This is a genomic window from Flavobacterium sp. (assembly GCF_027484205.1).
Classification (GTDB): Bacteria; Bacteroidota; Bacteroidia; order Flavobacteriales; family Flavobacteriaceae; genus Flavobacterium.
Map to the genome: position 1 here is coordinate 370,034 of NZ_JAIXUB010000026.1, position 19,643 is coordinate 389,676.

The 19,643-nt window shown below is 31.4% G+C and carries 27 protein-coding genes; 14 read left to right on the forward strand and 13 right to left on the reverse strand.

Annotated features, from left to right (window positions below):
• Positions 1–25 precede the first annotated feature (25 nt).
• Together Q0049_RS15650 and Q0049_RS15655 are read right to left on the reverse strand one after the other, a co-directional pair.
• On the reverse strand, positions 26–454 hold the full coding sequence (locus tag Q0049_RS15650) for a hypothetical protein (protein ID WP_298121856.1): 429 nt from the start codon (positions 452–454) through the stop codon (positions 26–28).
• Between the two features lie 111 nt (positions 455–565).
• On the reverse strand, positions 566–1,687 hold the full coding sequence (locus Q0049_RS15655; protein ID WP_298121858.1) for a cysteine desulfurase family protein: 1,122 nt from the start codon (positions 1,685–1,687) through the stop codon (positions 566–568).
• 88 nt (positions 1,688–1,775) lie between these two features.
• Here Q0049_RS15655 and Q0049_RS15660 point away from each other — a divergent pair, with 88 nt between their 5' ends.
• Positions 1,776–2,732, forward strand: a complete 957-nt coding sequence (locus tag Q0049_RS15660; RefSeq protein WP_298121859.1) for a hypothetical protein — start codon at positions 1,776–1,778, stop codon at positions 2,730–2,732.
• Between the two features lie 108 nt (positions 2,733–2,840).
• Here the strand turns inward: Q0049_RS15660 and Q0049_RS15665 are convergent, their stop codons facing one another.
• Together Q0049_RS15665 and Q0049_RS15670 are read right to left on the reverse strand one after the other, a co-directional pair.
• Positions 2,841–3,404 carry a Smr/MutS family protein gene (locus Q0049_RS15665; RefSeq protein ID WP_298121861.1) on the reverse strand — a complete coding sequence of 188 codons (564 nt, stop codon included), beginning with the start codon at positions 3,402–3,404 and terminating at the stop codon, positions 2,841–2,843.
• Positions 3,391–3,567 (reverse strand): hypothetical protein, encoded by a 177-nt coding sequence (locus Q0049_RS15670; protein WP_298121864.1) that lies wholly within the window; start codon positions 3,565–3,567, stop codon positions 3,391–3,393. The genes Q0049_RS15665 and Q0049_RS15670 overlap by 14 nt, the downstream gene beginning before the upstream one ends.
• A gap of 94 nt (positions 3,568–3,661) precedes the next feature.
• Here Q0049_RS15670 and Q0049_RS15675 point away from each other — a divergent pair, with 94 nt between their 5' ends.
• Both Q0049_RS15675 and Q0049_RS15680 read left to right on the forward strand, forming a co-directional pair.
• A complete protein-coding gene (locus Q0049_RS15675; protein ID WP_298121866.1) occupies positions 3,662–3,943 on the forward strand; it encodes a DUF2752 domain-containing protein in 282 nt (93 codons plus the stop codon).
• 17 nt (positions 3,944–3,960) lie between these two features.
• Positions 3,961–4,293, forward strand: coding sequence for a CCC motif membrane protein (locus Q0049_RS15680; RefSeq protein WP_298121869.1), 333 nt, complete (start codon positions 3,961–3,963; stop codon positions 4,291–4,293).
• A gap of 73 nt (positions 4,294–4,366) precedes the next feature.
• Here the strand turns inward: Q0049_RS15680 and Q0049_RS15685 are convergent, their stop codons facing one another.
• The 7 genes from Q0049_RS15685 to tnpA form a co-directional block, all read right to left on the reverse strand.
• Complete coding sequence (locus Q0049_RS15685) at positions 4,367–4,825, reverse strand: hypothetical protein (RefSeq protein ID WP_298121872.1); 459 nt, start codon at positions 4,823–4,825, stop codon at positions 4,367–4,369.
• Between the two features lie 39 nt (positions 4,826–4,864).
• Positions 4,865–6,145 carry an ornithine--oxo-acid transaminase gene (gene rocD / locus Q0049_RS15690; protein WP_298121873.1) on the reverse strand — a complete coding sequence of 427 codons (1,281 nt, stop codon included), beginning with the start codon at positions 6,143–6,145 and terminating at the stop codon, positions 4,865–4,867.
• 208 nt (positions 6,146–6,353) lie between these two features.
• Positions 6,354–7,055, reverse strand: a complete 702-nt coding sequence (locus Q0049_RS15695; RefSeq protein ID WP_298121875.1) for a DUF1003 domain-containing protein — start codon at positions 7,053–7,055, stop codon at positions 6,354–6,356.
• Between the two features lie 128 nt (positions 7,056–7,183).
• Positions 7,184–7,594: an OsmC family protein gene (locus Q0049_RS15700; protein ID WP_298121877.1), complete on the reverse strand. Its 411-nt coding sequence runs from the start codon at positions 7,592–7,594 to the stop codon at positions 7,184–7,186.
• A 408-nt stretch (positions 7,595–8,002) separates the two neighbouring features.
• Entirely contained in the window at positions 8,003–8,548 is a 546-nt protein-coding gene (locus tag Q0049_RS15705) for a DUF1697 domain-containing protein (protein WP_298121880.1), read from the reverse strand.
• Between the two features lie 13 nt (positions 8,549–8,561).
• Positions 8,562–8,855: a hypothetical protein gene (locus Q0049_RS15710; protein ID WP_298121882.1), complete on the reverse strand. Its 294-nt coding sequence runs from the start codon at positions 8,853–8,855 to the stop codon at positions 8,562–8,564.
• Positions 8,856–9,052: 197 nt separating this feature from the next.
• Positions 9,053–9,514, reverse strand: a complete 462-nt coding sequence (gene tnpA, locus Q0049_RS15715; protein WP_298121885.1) for an IS200/IS605 family transposase — start codon at positions 9,512–9,514, stop codon at positions 9,053–9,055.
• Positions 9,515–9,844: 330 nt separating this feature from the next.
• Here tnpA and rlmD point away from each other — a divergent pair, with 330 nt between their 5' ends.
• From rlmD to Q0049_RS15730, 3 genes are all read left to right on the forward strand, one after another.
• Complete coding sequence (gene rlmD, locus Q0049_RS15720; protein WP_298121887.1) at positions 9,845–11,260, forward strand: 23S rRNA (uracil(1939)-C(5))-methyltransferase RlmD; 1,416 nt, start codon at positions 9,845–9,847, stop codon at positions 11,258–11,260.
• A 65-nt stretch (positions 11,261–11,325) separates the two neighbouring features.
• Positions 11,326–11,814 carry a DUF6452 family protein gene (locus tag Q0049_RS15725; RefSeq protein WP_298121889.1) on the forward strand — a complete coding sequence of 163 codons (489 nt, stop codon included), beginning with the start codon at positions 11,326–11,328 and terminating at the stop codon, positions 11,812–11,814.
• Positions 11,795–12,526: a DUF6048 family protein gene (locus Q0049_RS15730; RefSeq protein WP_298121892.1), complete on the forward strand. Its 732-nt coding sequence runs from the start codon at positions 11,795–11,797 to the stop codon at positions 12,524–12,526. Before Q0049_RS15725 ends, Q0049_RS15730 begins: the two co-directional genes overlap by 20 nt.
• Here Q0049_RS15730 and Q0049_RS15735 read toward each other — a convergent pair whose 3' ends face one another.
• Positions 12,527–12,760: a hypothetical protein gene (locus Q0049_RS15735; protein ID WP_298121896.1), complete on the reverse strand. Its 234-nt coding sequence runs from the start codon at positions 12,758–12,760 to the stop codon at positions 12,527–12,529.
• Between the two features lie 62 nt (positions 12,761–12,822).
• The gene (locus Q0049_RS15740) at positions 12,823–14,019 is read right to left on the reverse strand and encodes a THUMP domain-containing protein (protein WP_298121899.1); all 1,197 of its coding nucleotides are present in this window, start codon (positions 14,017–14,019) and stop codon (positions 12,823–12,825) included.
• Positions 14,020–14,157: 138 nt separating this feature from the next.
• Between Q0049_RS15740 and Q0049_RS15745 the strand changes: the two genes are divergently transcribed.
• From Q0049_RS15745 to Q0049_RS15780, 8 genes are all read left to right on the forward strand, one after another.
• Entirely contained in the window at positions 14,158–14,919 is a 762-nt protein-coding gene (locus Q0049_RS15745; RefSeq protein ID WP_298121902.1) for a class I SAM-dependent methyltransferase, read from the forward strand.
• A gap of 79 nt (positions 14,920–14,998) precedes the next feature.
• The gene (locus Q0049_RS15750) at positions 14,999–15,706 is read left to right on the forward strand and encodes a ZIP family metal transporter (RefSeq protein ID WP_298121904.1); all 708 of its coding nucleotides are present in this window, start codon (positions 14,999–15,001) and stop codon (positions 15,704–15,706) included.
• Positions 15,707–15,783: 77 nt separating this feature from the next.
• Positions 15,784–16,596, forward strand: coding sequence for an N-acetylmuramic acid 6-phosphate etherase (gene murQ / locus Q0049_RS15755; RefSeq protein ID WP_298121907.1), 813 nt, complete (start codon positions 15,784–15,786; stop codon positions 16,594–16,596).
• Between the two features lie 295 nt (positions 16,597–16,891).
• The gene (locus Q0049_RS15760) at positions 16,892–17,350 is read left to right on the forward strand and encodes a hypothetical protein (RefSeq protein WP_298121910.1); all 459 of its coding nucleotides are present in this window, start codon (positions 16,892–16,894) and stop codon (positions 17,348–17,350) included.
• A 1-nt stretch (position 17,351) separates the two neighbouring features.
• Complete coding sequence (locus Q0049_RS15765; protein ID WP_298121912.1) at positions 17,352–17,579, forward strand: DUF6095 family protein; 228 nt, start codon at positions 17,352–17,354, stop codon at positions 17,577–17,579.
• Positions 17,566–18,141, forward strand: coding sequence for a DUF1572 family protein (locus Q0049_RS15770; RefSeq protein WP_298121915.1), 576 nt, complete (start codon positions 17,566–17,568; stop codon positions 18,139–18,141). The genes Q0049_RS15765 and Q0049_RS15770 overlap by 14 nt, the downstream gene beginning before the upstream one ends.
• A 9-nt stretch (positions 18,142–18,150) precedes the next feature.
• Entirely contained in the window at positions 18,151–18,537 is a 387-nt protein-coding gene (locus Q0049_RS15775; protein WP_298121918.1) for a DNA topoisomerase IV, read from the forward strand.
• A 41-nt stretch (positions 18,538–18,578) separates the two neighbouring features.
• Entirely contained in the window at positions 18,579–19,436 is an 858-nt protein-coding gene (locus Q0049_RS15780; RefSeq protein WP_298121920.1) for a TerC family protein, read from the forward strand.
• Positions 19,437–19,643: the final 207 nt, after the last annotated feature.

The window sequence follows — 19,643 nt, forward strand, 5'->3', positions numbered from 1 at the left end:
TTGAAATTGGGATTTTTTTTATGCTTTATTTTTTAAACTTCCATTCAAACTCATCATTATTGTTGATGATTGCTCCTATTTCTACTCGGATGATTTCATCAAATTCTGATTGCAATGTTAGCCAATTACTTTCATTAAAATGATTTTCTGTTGAGTCGAAACTCTCTTCTTCCCACGATTTGAAAGGTAATATTGTTTTTATTTCTTTTACATTTTTACCAATAATTGAATGTTCTAACAAAGTTAAATTTGGATTGGAAGAAATAATGTAACCCAATTTAAAATCTTCATCTTCGTAAAAAGTCAATCGGAATTTGTGTTGATTGTATAAGAAAATTATATTCTTATCTTCATCTTCAAATTGCTTATCTGGTGAACCATAAAGAGTAATAACATCCTTTTGTTTCATTCCGAAAAGAAGTAGATCAATTCCGTTTTTAGGGTTTAGTTTCATTTTGTATTCTTTTATAATTTATTAAGGCACTTCGACTGCGCTCAGTGTGACAAACTGCTATCTAAAACACTATTATCTGTAAACTGGTAACTGAACACTAAATACTGATAACTAAATTCCTTTCAAACCATCAATCAAGCTATCAATATCTTCTTTAGTATTATAATGACTGAAAGAAATTCTTAAACTAGGTTTGTTAATATCATCTTCTGTTAGAATTTCTGCTAAAACGTGTGAAGGTTTTACGCTTCCGCTTTGGCAAGCACTTCCTCTTGAAACAGCGATTCCTTTCATATCTAAATTGAATAAAATCATAGCAGTTTTATCTTCTGAAAATGGTAATAAAACATTCAAAATATTATAGAAAGTATCTTTCCCGTTAATTTTAATATCAGGAAAATTAGCTACTAATTGTTTTTGGCAATATTCTTTTAAATCAGAAATACAAGAACGTTCTGAGGTTAAAAAGTCATAAGACAACTCCAATGCTTTTGCCATTCCTGCAATTTGATGCACTGCTTCTGTACCAGCACGAAGACCTTTTTCTTGTTCGCCACCATAAAACATCGGCTGCATAATGATTCCTTTTTTTACATATGCAAATCCTGCTCCTTTTGGCCCATGAAATTTATGTGCACTTGCTACAATAAAATCAACTGGAAGTTCTTGTAAATTAATTTCCGTTTTTCCTATAGATTGAACTGTATCACAATGAAATAAGGCGTGATGTTGATGACAAATTCGCCCTACTTTTTCAATATCTAAAACCGACCCAATTTCATTGTTTACATGCATTAAAGTCACTAAAGTTTTTCCACCTTTAGAGAGTAAGTCAACTAAATGTGTAACATCTACTGAACCACATTCTAAAATTGATACAAAATCAACTTCAATTCCATATTCTTTTTGAAGATTTTTAACTGTATAAAGAGTAGCATGATGTTCTACTTTACTTGTAATAATTCGTTCCACTTTTAATTCTGAAACGGCATTTTTTAAAATCCAATTCGTCGCTTCTGTAGCTGATGAAGTAAAAATAATTTCTTGAGCATTGGCGCCAATTCGTTTAGCGATTGATTTTCTAGAGGTTTCTAAAACGGTTTTAGCACTTCTACCAAAACTATGTGTTGATGATGGATTTCCAAAGTTTTCTTTTAAAACAAGCATCATTTCGTCGATAACTTCCTGACGAAGTGGAGTTGTTGCGGCGTTATCTAAATATATCTTATTCATGCTACAAAGATAAAACTCTTCGTTAATTAAAATATAAATAGAATAATTAATACGTAAAATTTCTATTTTTGCTTAAAATATTATAAAAATGAAAAAAATAATTGGATTATTTGCCTTAATGCTAACTTTAAATGGTTGTGACGATGGTGATATTACTATTGAAGATATCAATTTTGAAGATGTAACCGCTTCTTATTGCGATCAAAACGATATTTTATACAAAATCAAAGACAACGAAGCTTTACTAATTCAAATCGAAAACTCTGAAAACTTTTTCACCAATGAAGTTTCAGATGAAGGAGATCCAACAGTTATTACAATTAACAATACAACAAATAGAGTAATTTATCGTGCCTATTCTGGTGAAGTTGCTACAGGAAATATTTGTGCAACTATTCCACTTTCAACTCCTAGTGTAATTGAAGAATGGGTTGCAACATCTGGAACCATTGAAATTACTACTACAGCAAATGTAGTTCCAAATACAACCTCAACAGCTGGAAATGCAACTAAAATTACTGGTTATACCTATTATATTGAATTTAAAAATGTGACTTTTTTAAAGCCTAATGGTGTTGAACAATTGTATGAAACATACGTATTTGGTGATAGAATCATAAATTCTTCTTTACCGTTTGCATTCAATGTTGCTAATGCCCTAAAATGTGACTCAAGCAATGAAGTCTACAATTTTAGCGGAAAAGAATCTTTAGTTTTAAACTTAGATTCTTCATTTTTCACAGGAACTTTAAGCCCAAATATTAAGCCAATCAGCGCTACAAATAAAGTAACATATAAGTTATTTGAAACAGCTTTATCTGCAAGTTATTTTTGCACTTCTCCATTTCCAACAACTCCAGTATTATCTGAAGAGTGGAATGCAGTTGATGGAGTTAGTGGTGTAAGTGGCGAAATTGAAGTAATTGCAACCGAAGTAACACCAAATATTGAATATACCATTCACTTGAAAAAAGTAACCTTAAAGAGAGGAAATGCCGAATTTTATCTTGGTGATGATTACATTTATGGAACGTTTATTAACTAAAATAACGATTCAGTTTTTTAAAAAATAGAAAATTACAGAGTAAGATTTAATAAAAATCCTGTTTTACAAAAACGTAAAACAGGATTTTTTTTGGACTAATTTCATGAATTATTTTGGGTTTTGTTTAAAATAAACTTCGGTTGCACCCAAACCATATTTTTGATAATTGGCATCTTGAAACGAAATATTTTCATATCGTTTAAGCATAAAATCAAGTTCCGCTTTTAGAATTCCTTCACCAACACCATGTATAAAAACGATCTTAGGAATGCGATTTTTTATAGCAAAATCTACATGTCTTTTTGCAGTTTCCATCTGCAAAGTTAGGATATCAAAATTAGATAAACCGTTCTTATTTTTAACTAATTTTTCAATATGCAAATCAAATTCTGGAACACCTCTTTCTACTTTTTCAAGCTTTTTTTGGAGTTCAATTTGCTTTCTTGTTGGTTTTAAATCCATTTCTTTTTTAGATAAACTATCACTTTTATTAAAGTAATCTAAATTATTGGTAATGTTAGTTTTAATCAATTCATTGACAAAAAATGTCATCAAAAATTTGTCCGTAGTTTCGATGGTAATATTGTCTTTTTCGACCTTCACCACTACTCCATCAATCGCATCATCTAAAACCGAAACCCTATCTCCTATTTCAAATTTATTGCTCATCATTTCCTTTATTTTTACTATCTATTTTTGAACTCAATTTCATCATTCCAAACATAAAAATTACAACTGCAATTACAGTAATAATTACATTAGGTTTTTCTTGACGCTGATTATAAAATGCAACTACAAAAGCTATCATTATTAAAAGATAAAATAATTTTCTCATACTTCTTTTTTAAGATTTCAAAAGTAGAAAACTAAAATCAGTTATCGTTATTTTAAAAAATATTTGTAAACTTGTAAGAGTAAAAAAATAAAAAATGGAAGAACATATGTTACCTTGTATGTTTAAGCAAACTTTCGGAATAGATTGTATCGGATGCGGTACACAGCGCTCATTAAATTTATTACTTCAAGGAAACTTTAGCGAAGCATTTAAAATGTTTCCTGCTATTTATACAACACTACTTCTTGGTCTGTCGATTTTACTTTTTATTTTTGACAAAAAAAGAAATTATCAAAAAATTGTTATAACATTAGCTTTGATAAATGCAATGGTTATGATTATCTCATATGTTTACAAAATGAAATTTATATACTAATCAATAAAAACTAAAAAATGGAAAATCAAAAATTACCTAATGCTACTGCGGTACTCGTTCTTGGAATTGTTTCAATTTTAACCTGTTGTTGTTATGGACTCGTTGGATTAATACTTGGCATAATTGCGCTTGTATTAGCAAAAAAAGATATGGAATTATACAAAGCATCACCTGAGAAATTTAGTAACTACCAAAATCTAAATGTTGGTAGAATTTTAGCTATTATTGGTGTAGTAATTAATGTAGTTTCTTTAGTTTATTTCATATGGATTATATCTTATTTCGGATTAGACGCTTTACAAGATCCTGCTCTAATGCAAGAAAAAATAAAACAATTACAAGGAATGTAATAATCATCAATCATTCATAAAAAAACCGTCTTGTTTAAAACGAGACGGTTTTTTTTTATTTAGCATATCTAAATTACATTGCTGCACTTCCGGCAAAAGCAACACCTGCAATAATGGCTACAATAAAGATTAAAAAATATAAAGAGATTACCACAATTGCTGTTATTCCAAGAAATTTATGGTGTGATTTTAAATTAACCAATGCATTAGAAACTGTATCGCTATTTGACATCAACAAACCTTGTTTCATTCCACTTGCATAACGATATAAATACAAAATCGGAAAGAAATAAAGTAGAGCAATAATGATGTAAAAAAATGATAAGAATCCTTTCATCATTTCTAAAGGACCACCTTGTCCATATGGATTATTTGGTGTCAGTGACATTATCGTACCAATAAAAAATGCTGCAATAACCAAAAATCCTACTCCAATAAATCCTAAAATGGATAAAAAGTAGGACCATTTGGCACTTTCTCTCAAAGCTCCAACTGCTTGTTCGTTTAAATGTAAATTGTTTTGGTTTTCCATAAAAAAATAATTGTTTTTGTTTATTGGTTGGTTAAAAATTTACTTCTCAAATTGTTTTAATGTACTGATAATAATCGATATACAATCTAATAATTGTTCTTCATTCATTACTAATGGTGGAGCAAAACGAATGATATTTCCGTGAGTTGGCTTAGCCAATAATCCGTTATCGCGTAATGTCATACAAATATTCCAAGCCGTATCACTTTCTTCAGTATCATTGATTACAATGGCATTCAACAATCCTTTTCCACGCACTAACGTTGCAATATTTGATGTTTTTACAAACTCACCTATTTTTTCTCTGAAGATTTTTCCTAAACGACGTGCATTTTGAGATAAATTTTCATCATTAACCACTTCTAAAGCTGCAATAGCAACTGCGCCAGCAATAGGGTTTCCACCAAAAGTAGAACCGTGTTGACCAGGTTTGATTACATTCATAATGTGGTCATTAGCCAAAACCGCCGAAACTGGATAAGCGCCACCAGAAAGTGCTTTACCAAGAATTAAAATATCTGGAGCAACATAAGTCGCTTGTTTTTCGCAGGCGTTTTCGCAAGTACAATTTCCACAAACTGCCAATATCGAACCTGTTCTTGCAATTCCGGTTTGAACCTCATCAGCAATAAACAAAACATTGTTAGCAGCACAAAGCGCTTTAGCTTTCGCCAAATAATCTTCTGCTGGATTATAAACTCCGGCTTCACCTTGAATAGGTTCTACAAGAAAACCTGCGATGTTTTTAGACGATTTAAGCGCGTTTTCTAAAGCTTCGATGTCATCGTAAGGAATTTTGATAAATCCTGCTGTATAAGGTCCGAAATTCTTTCTTGCATTTTCATCATTTGAAAACGAAATGATAGTCGTAGTTCTTCCGTGGAAATTTCCGTCACAAACAATAATTTGTGCTTCGTTTTCATGAATTCCTTTCTTCTCATACGCCCATTTTCTACAAAGTTTCAAAGCTGTTTCTACTGCTTCAGCACCTGTATTCATTGGAAGTACTTTATCAAATCCGAAGTATTTTGTGATGTATTCTTCGTAAACTCCCAGTTTATCGTTGTAAAAAGCACGAGAAGTTAATGTTAACGTTTGTGCTTGTTGCACCATTGCGCCAATAATTTTCGGATGACAATGTCCTTGATTTACTGCAGAATAAGCCGAAAGAAAATCGTAATACTTTTTTCCTTCAACATCCCAAACATAAACACCTTCACCTCTACTCAAAACCACTGGTAGCGGATGATAATTGTGTGCTCCGTATTTATTTTCTAACGAAATAATTTCTTCAGAGCTGATTTTTTCTAAAACTGACATAATTTTTAATTTTTTACCCATTCCGAAGCATCGGAATCGTTATGGGCTATTGTAAAATATCAATTCCTTCTTGTGGAGAGAAATCATCCATAATTTTTACAAAGGTAAAATTTTAGTTTAAAAGTTTTGATGTTTAGGAGTTTAATATTGTTACTTCCAACTCACGAACAACTTTAAAGTAAATTAAACAATTTTAAACAACATCAAACTATTTTTTTATCTTTTCTAAAATATCATTCATCATTTCGATTTGCACTTTTTGAATTTCTATCAATTCTTGTTGTTGGTGCATAATTAAATGGTCTAGTTTTTCGTCTAACATTCTAATTTCGAGCTCTGATTTTAAATTGATCATGTAATCTTTTTTGGCACGTTCTCGGTCTTTCTCTTCCTGACGGTTTTGACTCATCATGATTACTGGAGCTTGTAGTGCTGCCAAACAGGACAAAATCAAATTCAACAAAATAAACGGATAAGGATCGAATCCTTTGTTCATCAATAAGTAAACATTGGATGCAATCCAAATCATAATAAAGATAAAAAACGAAATAATAAACGTCCAACTTCCCCCAAAATCGGCCACTTTATCTGCTACAACTTGTCCGAAAGTTCGATTATCAATTTCGTCTTCTACTTTTTTAACTATTGACTTATCACTTCCTAAAGATTTGATCACTTTTTTATGCAAATCCGATAATTCACCTACTTCGGTTTGTAAAAATTTAGAAATGTATTTTTCACGATAAATATTCAGTTCGCTATCAGCGATAAATTGATTTGCATCAAAATCGGGATGTTCTTCTCTAATTAAATTTAAAATCGCAAAACGAATCGTCTTGCCAGAAACTTTGTCTTTCTCTGGAAATTCTAATCCTGAAATGGCGCTAGTAAATGTTGGTTTATCTTTCATAAATGTACGATTTATTTTAGCGTTCCGATGAGTATCGCTATTTAATTTCTTGCTAATTTACGCTATTTTAAAAACAAAAAACCTCACTTCAATAAAGAAATGAGGTTTCTATTAATTTTTTAAATCAATTAAACTAAAGTAGCTGTTGATGTAATTTCTGTGTTGAACAACTTCGAAATTGGACAATTTTTCTCTGCTTTAGTAACTAATGCTTGAAAATCTTCATTAGAAATTCCTGGAATTTTTGCTTCTACTGTTAAATGCGAACTTACAATTGTACCTGTCACTAAATTAATATCACATTTTGTTTGAAGATTTTCTACAGTAAAACCTTCTTCTGTTAAAAATGCTGACAATTGCATGGTAAAGCAACCAGCATGTGCCGCAGCAACTAACTCTTCTGGATTCGTTCCAATGCCATCTTCAAAACGTGAATTGAATGAATATTGTGTATTATTTAATGTTGTACTTTGTGTAGTAAGCGTACCTTTTCCTTCTTTTACTGAACCTTGCCATTGGGCTGTTGCATTTCTTTTCATGATATTTTCTTTTAAAATTTCTTCAAAATTAGAAAATCATACCGACTTGTATGTTATATAATTATTGTTATTTCTAATATGATTATAGGTTTTTACTTTAAACATATTATACATTTTTAACCACATAGAATCATAGGATTTGGATTGTGAATAAAGTTGCTTCGCTTTACATAGATTCCATAGTTATGCAAATCAATAGTTTGCCAAAACAACTTTTAAACTCTTAAACCCTTAAATTTTTAAACTTCTCCTTCATACATTTTCAACAACTTTGTAACTGTATTCTAATTTCTTGTTATTTCATTTTTTTTAACCACATAGAATCATAGGATTTGGATTGTGAATAAAGTTGCTTCGCTTTACATAGATTTCATAGTTATGCAAATTAATAATTTGCTAAAACAACTTTTAAACATCTCCTTCATACATTTCCAACAACTTTGTAACGGTGTTCCAATTTCTAATGGTTGCTGTGACGTTTAGTTTTTTCTCGATGTATTTTTGGTCTAAACGTGTTTTTCCTGCGCCGATATCGTATTTTATGAAAATTCTGTTGCCATCGATTACAGCTTCATCGGGTTTGAATTGGCTGATTTTTAATTCGTTTATGGCTGAACTTGACAATTCTTTGGAAATAAAAGCTACGTACAACTTTTTAATATCAACGTCTTTTTGTTTCAAAAAAGGATTGTTTTTAAAACACAACTCCAAATCATTTTTACCAATTACAATCACTGGAACTTCGTGACCAAATGTTTTGAAGATTTCTTGTTTGATTTTGAAACCCACTCCAAAACCGCTTTCCTCCTCAGTTTCAACAAACACATTACCACTTTGAATATACGTAACCACATTAGTAAACCCAATGGCTTCTAACGTAGTTTTGAGCGCTTCCATTTTTATCATGTTGTGTCCTGAGACGTTAATGCCGCGAAGTAATGCTAGGTGTTTCATGGTGTAAAGATAACTATAAAGATACTGTTTCTAAAATGTGGTGAAGGATTATTGTGTTAAAGCTACTAAACAACATTCTACATACGTTAGTTTTCTTTCCGTAGGCACTTATTTTTCTTCCGCATATTTTAATTTTCTTTCCGTAGGCAATTATTGTCTTTCCGCATACGTTAGTTTTCTTTCCATAGGTACTTATTTTCCTTCCGCAAACATTAGTTCTCATTCCTTGTATACTTATTTTCTTTCCGCATACGTTGGCTTTCTTTCCGCTGGTGCTAACTTTCCTTCCGTACACGTTAACTTTCATTTTGTAAATGCTAGTATTTTTTTTTACGCATACCCTAAATTTCTTTAGGAAAGTGTAGACTTCATTTTGATATTTATATTTTTCTATACCCAATGAAATGAACATAGTTAATCTATAAAATGTTTTTAGAATCCCGTAGGGATAAAATTTGGGTAAAAAAGTAACTTCCTAGAAAAAAAATCCCGTAGGGATGATATTTAGATTGGCTCTTTAAAAACATAACGTTCATCATAATCTATTTCAAAGACTTTTAAAAATTTCAAATATTCTTCGTTAAATGATTCTTTCTTATGATGATTCTCTTGATTTTGAATGTATTCAATAACATTATTAACATGTGATTTAGAATAAGAGAAAGCTCCATATCCTTCTTGCCATTCAAATTTAACTTTTAAAAATTTCTTTTCATTTATCCATTTGGAAGAACTGCCTTTAATATCTTGCAATAAATCAGAAATTGATTGTGTTGGTCGCATTCCTGTAAAAATATGCAAATGATCGGGCATTCCATTAATGGCTAATAATTTATGATTGTTTGCTTTAATAATACCTGAAATATATTGATATAATTCCTCTTTGAAAGAAGCATGAATTAGTCCGTTACGGAATTTTACTGCAAAAACAAATTGAACATGTATTTGTGTGTAGGTATTTGCCATATTTAATATCGTCCCTACGGGACTTTGTGTGTTATTGAATTATATTTTTCTACCGAAATTTAATCCCTAACGGGATTTGAGGAATGGCTAAACTATAAAAATCCTTTTATTGATGTTCTTTTATTTTTTTGCTTGCGATGAATAATATTTTTCTACCGAAATTTTATCCCTAACGGGATTTTGTTAATCGCTAATAATTTAAAAATCATATCCTTTCTATTTTCCTCAAATTTATAAAATTAAAACTTGTAGCGATTACGGTTTTTCGCATTTTGCAAAATTTTTCCCAAACCCAATCCAAAAAACAAACCAATACATTATTTTTGCCTCATGGGAAAAAAGAAGACAGACAGAATTATATTTGAAAACGTTACCGTGCTTGATGCTGGTGCCAAAGGTGTTTCGGTAGCAAAAGCTCCTGAAGGACAAGTAATATTTATACCTAACGTTGTGCCTGGCGATGTGGTGGATGTGCAAACATTCAAGAAACGTAAATCGTATTTTGAAGGAAAAGCGATAAAATTTCACTCATTTTCTGAGCATCGTATAGAACCAGTTTGTGAACATTTTGGTGCTTGTGGCGGTTGCAAATGGCAAAACATGAAGTATGAACAACAATTGTTTTACAAAAATAATGAAGTCTTCAATAACCTAAAACGCATTGGTAAAATCGATTTACCTGAGTTTGAACCTATTTTAGGTTCAGAAAAACAATTGTTCTACAGAAACAAAATGGAATTCGGATTTTCGGATACGCGTTGGTTGACCGAAAGTCAGATTCAATCGAGTGAGGAAAATTTGAGCAAGAAAAACGCTTTAGGTTTTCACGTTCCGAAAATGTGGGACAAAATTTTAGACATTGAAAAATGCTGGTTGCAAGAAGATCCATCCAATGATATTAGAAATTCAATAAAAGAATTTGCCGATAAAAACGGAATGACGTTCTTCAATGCGAGAAATCATGAAGGTTTGTTGCGTACTTTAATGATTAGAACCGCTTCGACTGGCGAGATTATGGTTTTGATTCAGTTTTTTGAAGACGACAAAGCCAATCGTGAGTTGATGATGGATTTTATTCATGAGAAATTCCCACAAATTACTTCGTTACAATATGTAATCAATAGCAAAGCTAACGACACACTTTACGACCAAGATATTAAACTATATAAAGGTAGAGATTACATTTTAGAAGAAATGGAAGGTTTGAAATTTAGTATCAACGCTAAATCATTCTACCAAACCAATTCGGACCAAGCGTATGAATTATACAAAATAACAAGAGATTTTGCAGAATTATCTGGAAATGAAGTCGTTTATGATTTGTACACAGGAACAGGAACTATTGCGCAGTTTGTTTCTAAAAAAGCAAAAAAAGTAATTGGTGTAGAAGCCGTTCCAGAAGCGATTGCTGATGCTAAAGAAAATGCCAAACGCAACGAAATTACCAATTGTGAGTTTTATGTTGGCGACATGAAAAACGTTTTCAATGACGATTTTATAGCGCAACACGGCAAACCAGATGTTATCATCACCGATCCACCAAGAGACGGAATGCACAAAGACGTTGTAGAAATGTTATTAAAAACTGGTGCTCCGAAAATTGTTTACGTGAGTTGTAACTCGGCTACACAAGCAAGAGATTTGGCTTTGATGGATGAAATGTATAAAGTGACACGTGTGCGACCTGTTGATATGTTTCCGCAAACGCATCACGTGGAAAATGTTGTACTTTTGGAATTAAAATAGTTGGAAGTTAGTAGATGGAAGTTGGAAGTGATTTTTATTCTGTTGATTTTTTGAAATTAAAATTTATGAAAAAGATATTTTTATTATTGGTTCTGTTTTCACTTTTAAGTTGTGAGAAGGATGATATTTGTGCAGAAGACACAACATCGAAATTAGTTATTGAGTTTTATAATAACGACGATAGAACAGAATTACGAAGTGTTAGTAATATGAAAGTTATTGCCGATGGCGAAACAGATTCTTTAATTGTTTTCACTGGAAATAAACTTTCAATTCCGTTGCGAATTACTGCTGACCAAACTAAATATTCATTTACTATCAACAGCACGGATACCACTTTTGCAAATGAAGATTTGATTGAAATTAATTACTCACGTGAGGATATTTATGTTTCAAGAGCATGTGGTTATAAAACAGTTTTTGAATTAGCAAGTACTAATCCATTTGTAGCATCGGATGCGGTTTCGGTTGCTAACCAATGGATTAAAGATATTGATATAGAAACAACTACAATTGACAACGAAAATGAAGTTCATGTTAAAATATACTTTTAGTTTTTTACTAGTCCTGATTTCATTTTCGGGAATGGCTCAAGAAGTCGCAAAAACAGATACTGTTAAGCCAAAAACAGAACGTTATGGTATTCGATTTGGAGCAGATTTGTTCAAATTGACGCGTTCTTTCTATGATAAAGATTACCGTGGATTGGAATTAGTTGGAGATTATCGACTGACGCGTAAACACTATATTGCTGCCGAAATTGGAAACGAAAAGAAAACAGTTGACGATACACAATTGAATTTTACAACAAACGGAACGTACATAAAAGCAGGTTTTGACTACAATGCTTATGAAAATTGGCTTGGAATGGAAAACATGATTTACGTTGGTTTACGTTATGGTTTTAGTTCATTTAGCCAAACGTTGAATAGTTATGAAGTTTATAATCCAAATCAATATTTTGATGAAGCTCCAGAAATTGTTTCGGGTGAAGAATTCAATGGATTAACTGCTCAATGGATGGAAGTTGTTGCTGGTGTAAAAGCAGAGGTTTTTAATAATGTTTATGTAGGTTTTAGCTTGAGAGTCAATCGTTTGTTTTCAAATAAAAAACCAAATAATTTTGATAATCTTTACATTCCAGGTTTTAATAGAACTTATGATGGTGATTTTGGTGTAGGATTTAATTATACGGTTTCCTACTTTTTACCATTGTATAAATCGACTGTAAAAGCTAAAGAAAAGAAGGAAAAAAAGAAGAAGTAATTAATTTATCTCCTTCACTCCTTTTACGAAAATAACTTTCATGAACAATTTTTCTCCTTCTTTAGTTCTGATGGCTTGAAATTTTGGAGCTAAAATGGTTGCAATTATAAAAGCAACAACTAAAACCCACATTCCTTTTAGATTTGTAAATGCTGAAACAGCAACTTGCAACGGCAAAAAGAACGCTGCAAAACTTAGCATGTTGTATATAAATGATTTTGTTTTTTTACTCATTGAAAAATTGTATATTGTATTTTTGTAAAAATGTATAATGTAAAGTTGTAATCTGAAACCTGCTAACTTTCTTCTGAAACCTGACCCGAGCCGTCATGGCGAACAGGCGAAGCAAATTTTGTCCTTTTACTTCCTTCATACATTTCATATTTTACCAATCGTGCTTCTAAACTTCCGTTGAAGAGTTTGATTTTTCTTGAAGGTTTTAATCCAACGTATTTCAATGCTTCAAGATTTGCCGTGATAAACCAAGCATGAGTTCCAGGATAGTTTTGTTTCATGGTATCGCCCATTTCTCTATAAAAACGTTCTAAATCAATATCTAAACGTTCGCCATAAGGTGGATTGAAAACCATTTGTAATGGTCCAGAAGTTTCTTTTTTAGTATCAAAGAAATTTTGTTGCTCTATAATTATGTAATCATCAAGATTGGCATTTTTGACATTATCGATTGCTTTATGAACAGCACTTGGCGCTTTATCATAACCTTTTATAGTGTAATGAAATTCACGAGTTCGTTTCATTAAAGCGTCAATAATATTATCAAATAAATCGTTGTCCCAATCGTTCCATTTTTCGAAAGCAAACTCTTTTCTGTTGATATTTGCTGGAATATTACAAGCAATCATTCCTGCTTCAATTAATATTGTTCCTGAACCACACATTGGATCAAGAAAATCGGTTTTTCCTTCCCAACCAGATAGCAATAACATTCCTGCTGCAAGAACTTCGTTTATTGGTGCAATATTCGTTGCCGTTCTGTAACCTCTTTGATGCAACGAATTTCCTGAAGTATCTAAAGCAACCGAAACTTGGTCTTTATCAATGTGAATATTGATTCTTAAATCAGGAAACTCTTTGTCAATACTTGGTCGAACTCCAGTTTTTTCACGAAATTGATCTACAATAGCGTCTTTTGCTTTCTGTGAAACAAATTGGGAATGTTTGAAAAAATCAGAATGAATTGTGGTATCAATTACAAAAGTTTGATTGGCATTCAAATACGAACTCCAATCGATTCCTTGAATTCCTTTGTATAATAAAGCATCCGTTTTTGCTCTGAAATAATAAATGGGTTTTAATATTTTCAGCGCCGTTCGCAATGATAAATTGGCTTTATACATAAAACCTTTATCACCTTTAAAGCTAACCATTCTGGTACCAATTTCAACATCTTGTGCACCTAAAACACGTAATTCTTGAGCTAATATTTCTTCAAAACCAAAAAAGGTTTTGGCAATCATTTTAAAATTTTCCATTTTCAATATCAATGTCAATTGCAATTCCTAATTGTCGGGACAATTACAATTTCAATAATTAACTAAATTCCAAATGTGGAATAACTTCTGCAAAAATACACTAAATTTGCACGCTAGGAATTTTATGAACAAGAATTAATGTCAGAAATCTCAAATCAACATTCTCAAATCAACAATCAGCAATCTTCTTGGTTCGCTTCTTGGTTTGATACACCATACTATCATATTCTTTATAAAGATAGAAATTACCGTGAAGCACAGATTTTCATGGATAATTTGACACATTATTTAAACTTACCTGAAAAAGCAAAAGTTTTAGATTTAGCTTGTGGAAAAGGACGTCATTCGATTTATTTAAATCAATTAGGTTATGATGTTCTTGGTGCCGATTTATCAGAAAACAGCATCGCTGAAGCCAATAAAAACGAGAATGCAACGCTGCATTTCAAAGTGCACGACATGCGAGAAACATTTGAAGATAAATTTGATGCTATCTTTAATTTGTTTACAAGTTTTGGTTATTTTGAAAACGATGAAGACAATCTTAAAACATTAATTGCTATTAAAGAAAGTCTTACCGAATATGGATTTGCTGTGATTGATTTCATGAATGTACATCAGGTAATTCCAAATTTAGTTCCTGAGGAAATTAAAACTGTTGACGGAATTGATTTTCATATTAAAAGATATGTTGCCGATAATCATATCATCAAAGAAATTGATTTTGAAGACAATAACAAAAAATATCATTATACAGAAAAAGTAAAAGCATTGGCTTTAGAAGATTTTCAAAACATGATGGATGAAGCTGGAATTTATCTTTTAGATACTTTTGGAGATTATAAATTGAAAAAATTTCACAAGAATACAAGTGAACGATTAATTATGATTTTTAAGTAAGTCCTTCGACTCCTGAAGTTTCGGGACAGGATGACAAAAAAAGAATATAGAGAATAGATATTGAACATAAACTTCATTGATGAATTATCCAATTTACATTTTACCTTTATTAGCCGTAATTTTAGGTTACATTGTTGCTTTATTTTTGAAACCTAAAAGCAAGAAAAACTTAAAATTACTTTTAGCTTTTAGTGGTGCATTTTTACTTTCATTAACCGTAATGCATTTGCTTCCTGAAGTTTATGAAGCTAATTTACATAGTCATGAAGGACACGAACATGGTCAAGCTACTATTGGAATCTTTATTATGATAGGAATTGTGTTCCAAATTATTTTAGAATATTTTTCAAAAGGTGCCGAACACGGTCATGTTCATGGACATGACAAAATGCTTCATATTCCGTGGTTATTATTTTTCAGTTTGTGTTTACATGCCCTTTTAGAAGGAATGCCTATTAGCAATCACAACCATTTGGCCTACGGAATTGCGATTCATCATTTTCCAATTGCGATTATTTTGACAACCTTTTTCAGTAATGCACAATTGGATAAAAAAGCCATTTTGTTTTTCATGTTGGTCTTTGCCTTTATGACACCTTTGGGAACTTTTGTAGCCGAAAATCTTTCGTTTTTGACAAACTATTATACACAAATATCAGGAATTGTTATTGGTATTTTATTTCACATTTCCTCAACCATAATTTTTGAAAGTAGCGAAGGACACAAATTCAATTTGGCAAAATTATCTGTAATTGTTTTGGGGATTGTTTTGGCTTATTTTATGTAATTCCAAAGTTTTATTTTTACATTTGACAAAAGAAATTTTATTAATCTTTGCGCCTTTGCGCCTTTGCGAGCAAGAAAATGAACTTCACTAAAACCACCGAACAATCTTCCAAATACGAACATTTAGAAAAAATGTCTGTTTCAGAATTGTTGTCTAATATCAATAACGAAGACAAAACCGTTCCGCTAGCAGTTGAAAAAGCGTTGCCACAAATTGAAACTTTAGTTACTAAAGTAGTTGAAAAAATGAAACTTGGCGGAAGACTATTTTACATTGGCGCAGGAACTTCTGGACGATTAGGAATTGTTGATGCTTCAGAATGTCCTCCAACATTTGGTGTTCCATTTGATTTGGTTAACGGAATTATTGCTGGTGGCGATAAAGCTATTAGAAAAGCAGTTGAAAATGCAGAAGATAATACGACACAAGCTTGGATTGATTTGCAAGAACAAAATATTTCAGAAAACGACGTTGTTATTGGAATTGCCGCTTCAGGAACAACACCTTATGTAATTGAAGGTTTGAAAAAATGCAATGAAAATAATATAATCACAGGTTGCATTACTTGCAATGAAGGAAGTCCGTTAGCAATAACTACTACTTTCCCAATAGTTGTTGTAGTTGGTCCCGAATTTGTTACCGGAAGTTCAAGAATGAAAGCTGGAACGGCACAGAAATTAGTATTAAACATGATTTCAACGGCAACCATGATCCAACTAGGAAAAGTAAAAGGCAACAAAATGGTGGATATGCAATTGAGCAATGACAAATTAGTAGATAGAGGCGTAAAAATGATTATGAGCGAAATTCCTGTAGATTATGAAAAGGCAAGCCAACTGTTAAAAGAATTTGGTAGCGTTAGAAAAGCCGTTGATGGTTTCAAAAAATAATGGGAATTTATATTCTATATCTTCTTCTGTTATTAATTCCCGTTTTGTGGATTGTAAGTGTCTTTATACTAAGAAAATGGAAACACATTCTTGTTTACACGATTGTCAATGCTTTACTCATTGCAATTTATTTTTATATTATTTTTTATTCAAATTATAAGATATTCTTGCACGATGAATATAGATTAAAAAAAATATTCCTATTTTTATACATTATTATGACACATACCATTGCAGGATTCATTTTTGCCATGGTTTACAAATACAAAGTAGCTAAAAACCAAAAAACTATACTATGAAAAAACTATTTTTTTTAATTGTAATTCTCTTCTCAACCGTTTCTTTCTCTCAGGAAATTGAAATAAAAGGAGGACGTTATTTTGTTGACGGACAACAAATTTCAAGTCGCGAAACCAGAGAAAAATTAGCTACAAATCCGCAAGCATTAGCATTATTCAAAAAAGGAAAAAGTAAAGAATCTACTGGAACATTATTATTAGGACTCGGAATTGCTTTCACTGTGGGTGATTTAGTAAAAGGATTAGTTTCTGATGAAGATTATCCTGGCGCTGGAACTTATATTGGTGCTGGTTTAATTGTTGTTTCTATTCCTATTTTATCTGGGAAAAATAAAAAAATGCGACAAGGAATTGAATTATATAACGAAGGTGTAAAGAAAACAGGTTTCAATGACAACTTCGAGTTCAATGCGATTTCAAATCAAAAAGGATTTGGAATTCAAATAAAATTCTAAAATGGCAACCAATAAAGAGCTTTTATCAAAAGGAGTGAAATATTTATTTGGTGCATTACCCTTAATGTTTATTGGACCAAGTGTCATGTATAATGCTTTTATGAACAAACATACTAATTGGCATTATTTGGTATTAACAATAGGTTGTGCCATTTGTATTCTTTCAGTATTTTTAGCCTTTAAAGGAATAAAAACAATGACTAACGCATTATTTAATGACAATAAATAATTCCTATTTAGAAAGCGTCAAAAAGCAAATGCTTTATTACAAGACCATTGCTGAAAAAGCCATGGAACAATTGGAAGAAAGTCAATTGTTCTATTGTACAAATGAAGATACCAACTCTATAAGTACTATCGTCAATCATATGTCGGGAAACATGCTTTCACGATGGACTGATTTTTTAACTACTGATGGTGAAAAAGAATGGCGCAATCGTGACGCAGAATTTGTAGAATCTACAGCAACCCGCGAAGCACTTTTACAAACTTGGAACGCCGGTTGGGCTTGCTTTTTCAATGCAATAAATGAATTAAAACCTGACGATTTAGAAAAAATAATATACATAAGAAACGAAGGACAATCTGTATTAGATGCCATAAACAGACAATTAGCGCATTATCCATATCACATTGGACAAATTGTTTTCTATGCAAAAATGTTGAAAAATAGTGAATGGACAAGTTTGTCAATTCCTAAAAATAAATCAACAAGTTATAATGCTGATAAATTTTCTAGAGAGCGAACATTAAAGCATTTTACTGACGATGAATTAAAGAAACTACAATAAAGAACACCAATGAAATTGAACATACAACTAACAATATCCAATATTTTAATTCTACTGTTTTTAATTTCTTGCGATAAACAAGAACGTAATTGTACTGATTTTAAAACCGGAAAATTTGAATTTTCACAGGAAATTGATGGCAAAAAACAAACCTCAACTTTTGAAAGAACTGAAAAACTTCAAATAGAAACGTTCAACGGAAAAACAGACACAGCTTCTGTTCGATGGGTTAACGATTGTGAATTTATTTTGCAAAAATTACACCCAAAAAACATGCAAGAGAAAAAAGCAATATCCATGAAAATTTTGAGTACCAAAGACAAAACCTATATCTTTGAATATTCTTTTGTTGGCGAAGCAAAAAAACAACAAGGAACTGTAACAAAAATCGATTAATTCCGTAAAACCACTTTAACATTAATTTTTTATACTAACCAATGGAAGTATTATTTACCACAGATGCACTTATTGCACTTTTAACTTTAACCTTTTTAGAAATCATTCTTGGTATCGATAACATCGTGTTTTTATCAATTGTATCAGGAAAATTAAGAGCCGAAGACCAACCAAAAGCAAGAAGAATTGGACTATTATTAGCCATGGTTTTTCGTATCATTTTACTTTTCGGAATCACATGGGTAATGAGTTTGAAAGAATCATTTTTTGATTTTGACTTAGGATTTTTCTCAGGAGGAATATCAGGACAAAGTTTAATCATCTTTGGTGGAGGTTTATTTTTATTATACAAATCAGTTTCTGAAATTCACCATAAATTAGAAGGTGAAGAAGAAGCAACAAACGGAAAAGCAAGCAACAGTTTGTCATCAGCAATCATTCAAATTGCATTATTAAACATCGTTTTCTCTTTCGATAGTATTTTAACAGCAATTGGTTTAGTAAGTTCTGCTGAACCACCAAAAGGTTTTGGACCTGCTGGCGCTATCGAAATCATGATTCTTGCTATTGTACTTTCTATTGTAGTGATGCTTGCCTTTGCTGGACCAGTTTCTAAATTTGTAAATGAGCATCCAACCATACAAATACTTGGATTATCCTTCTTAATCTTAATTGGAGTAATGCTTTTAGCAGAAGGTTCACATTTAGCAAACTTCAAATTTGGTAATGACGTAGAAGTACATAGTATTCCAAAAGGGTATCTATATTTTGCCATTTTCTTCTCACTATTTGTAGAATTCTTGAACTTAAAAATGAAGAAAAGCAGCAAAAAACCTGTTCAATTACACAACAATAAAATCATTGATAAAAAACTAGAAGATACTGATATTACTAATTAATTTCAGGAACGAATGGTTCGGGATTTATCACAAAACCCTATTCCTGCCGTCCATTACAATAAAAAAATGGTCACTTCGAGAGCCTCAGTGAACATGCCCCAAAAAGTTAGACACTATTTGGGGCATTTTTTATGGAAAGAAAAGTTAAGTATGATTACACATTTAAATTAGAATGTGTAGAACTAGTTTTAAAGAAGCATTATTCAA

Excerpts from the sequence above, each read along its gene's own strand:
- Q0049_RS15745 (WP_298121902.1), top strand. The coding sequence starts at position 14,158 with ATGTCAGAAATCTCAAATCAACATTCTCAAATCAACAATCAGCAATCT.
- Q0049_RS15770 (WP_298121915.1), top strand. The coding sequence starts at position 17,566 with ATGACAATAAATAATTCCTATTTAGAAAGCGTCAAAAAGCAAATGCTT.
- tnpA (WP_298121885.1), bottom strand. The coding sequence starts at position 9,514 with ATGGCAAATACCTACACACAAATACATGTTCAATTTGTTTTTGCAGTA.
- murQ (WP_298121907.1), top strand. The coding sequence starts at position 15,784 with ATGAACTTCACTAAAACCACCGAACAATCTTCCAAATACGAACATTTA.
- Q0049_RS15765 (WP_298121912.1), top strand. The coding sequence starts at position 17,352 with ATGGCAACCAATAAAGAGCTTTTATCAAAAGGAGTGAAATATTTATTT.
- Q0049_RS15665 (WP_298121861.1), bottom strand. The coding sequence starts at position 3,404 with ATGATGAGCAATAAATTTGAAATAGGAGATAGGGTTTCGGTTTTAGAT.
- Q0049_RS15775 (WP_298121918.1), top strand. The coding sequence starts at position 18,151 with ATGAAATTGAACATACAACTAACAATATCCAATATTTTAATTCTACTG.
- Q0049_RS15675 (WP_298121866.1), top strand. The coding sequence starts at position 3,662 with ATGGAAGAACATATGTTACCTTGTATGTTTAAGCAAACTTTCGGAATA.
- Q0049_RS15710 (WP_298121882.1), bottom strand. The coding sequence starts at position 8,855 with ATGAAAGTTAACGTGTACGGAAGGAAAGTTAGCACCAGCGGAAAGAAA.
- Q0049_RS15760 (WP_298121910.1), top strand. The coding sequence starts at position 16,892 with ATGAAAAAACTATTTTTTTTAATTGTAATTCTCTTCTCAACCGTTTCT.
- Q0049_RS15670 (WP_298121864.1), bottom strand. The coding sequence starts at position 3,567 with ATGAGAAAATTATTTTATCTTTTAATAATGATAGCTTTTGTAGTTGCA.
- Q0049_RS15695 (WP_298121875.1), bottom strand. The coding sequence starts at position 7,055 with ATGAAAGATAAACCAACATTTACTAGCGCCATTTCAGGATTAGAATTT.
- Q0049_RS15650 (WP_298121856.1), bottom strand. The coding sequence starts at position 454 with ATGAAACTAAACCCTAAAAACGGAATTGATCTACTTCTTTTCGGAATG.
- Q0049_RS15700 (WP_298121877.1), bottom strand. The coding sequence starts at position 7,594 with ATGAAAAGAAATGCAACAGCCCAATGGCAAGGTTCAGTAAAAGAAGGA.
- Q0049_RS15780 (WP_298121920.1), top strand. The coding sequence starts at position 18,579 with ATGGAAGTATTATTTACCACAGATGCACTTATTGCACTTTTAACTTTA.
- Q0049_RS15705 (WP_298121880.1), bottom strand. The coding sequence starts at position 8,548 with ATGAAACACCTAGCATTACTTCGCGGCATTAACGTCTCAGGACACAAC.
- Q0049_RS15730 (WP_298121892.1), top strand. The coding sequence starts at position 11,795 with ATGTTAAAATATACTTTTAGTTTTTTACTAGTCCTGATTTCATTTTCG.
- Q0049_RS15655 (WP_298121858.1), bottom strand. The coding sequence starts at position 1,687 with ATGAATAAGATATATTTAGATAACGCCGCAACAACTCCACTTCGTCAG.
- Q0049_RS15660 (WP_298121859.1), top strand. The coding sequence starts at position 1,776 with ATGAAAAAAATAATTGGATTATTTGCCTTAATGCTAACTTTAAATGGT.
- rlmD (WP_298121887.1), top strand. The coding sequence starts at position 9,845 with ATGGGAAAAAAGAAGACAGACAGAATTATATTTGAAAACGTTACCGTG.
- Q0049_RS15740 (WP_298121899.1), bottom strand. The coding sequence starts at position 14,019 with ATGGAAAATTTTAAAATGATTGCCAAAACCTTTTTTGGTTTTGAAGAA.
- Q0049_RS15750 (WP_298121904.1), top strand. The coding sequence starts at position 14,999 with ATGAATTATCCAATTTACATTTTACCTTTATTAGCCGTAATTTTAGGT.
- Q0049_RS15735 (WP_298121896.1), bottom strand. The coding sequence starts at position 12,760 with ATGAGTAAAAAAACAAAATCATTTATATACAACATGCTAAGTTTTGCA.
- Q0049_RS15685 (WP_298121872.1), bottom strand. The coding sequence starts at position 4,825 with ATGGAAAACCAAAACAATTTACATTTAAACGAACAAGCAGTTGGAGCT.
- Q0049_RS15680 (WP_298121869.1), top strand. The coding sequence starts at position 3,961 with ATGGAAAATCAAAAATTACCTAATGCTACTGCGGTACTCGTTCTTGGA.
- Q0049_RS15725 (WP_298121889.1), top strand. The coding sequence starts at position 11,326 with ATGAAAAAGATATTTTTATTATTGGTTCTGTTTTCACTTTTAAGTTGT.
- rocD (WP_298121873.1), bottom strand. The coding sequence starts at position 6,145 with ATGTCAGTTTTAGAAAAAATCAGCTCTGAAGAAATTATTTCGTTAGAA.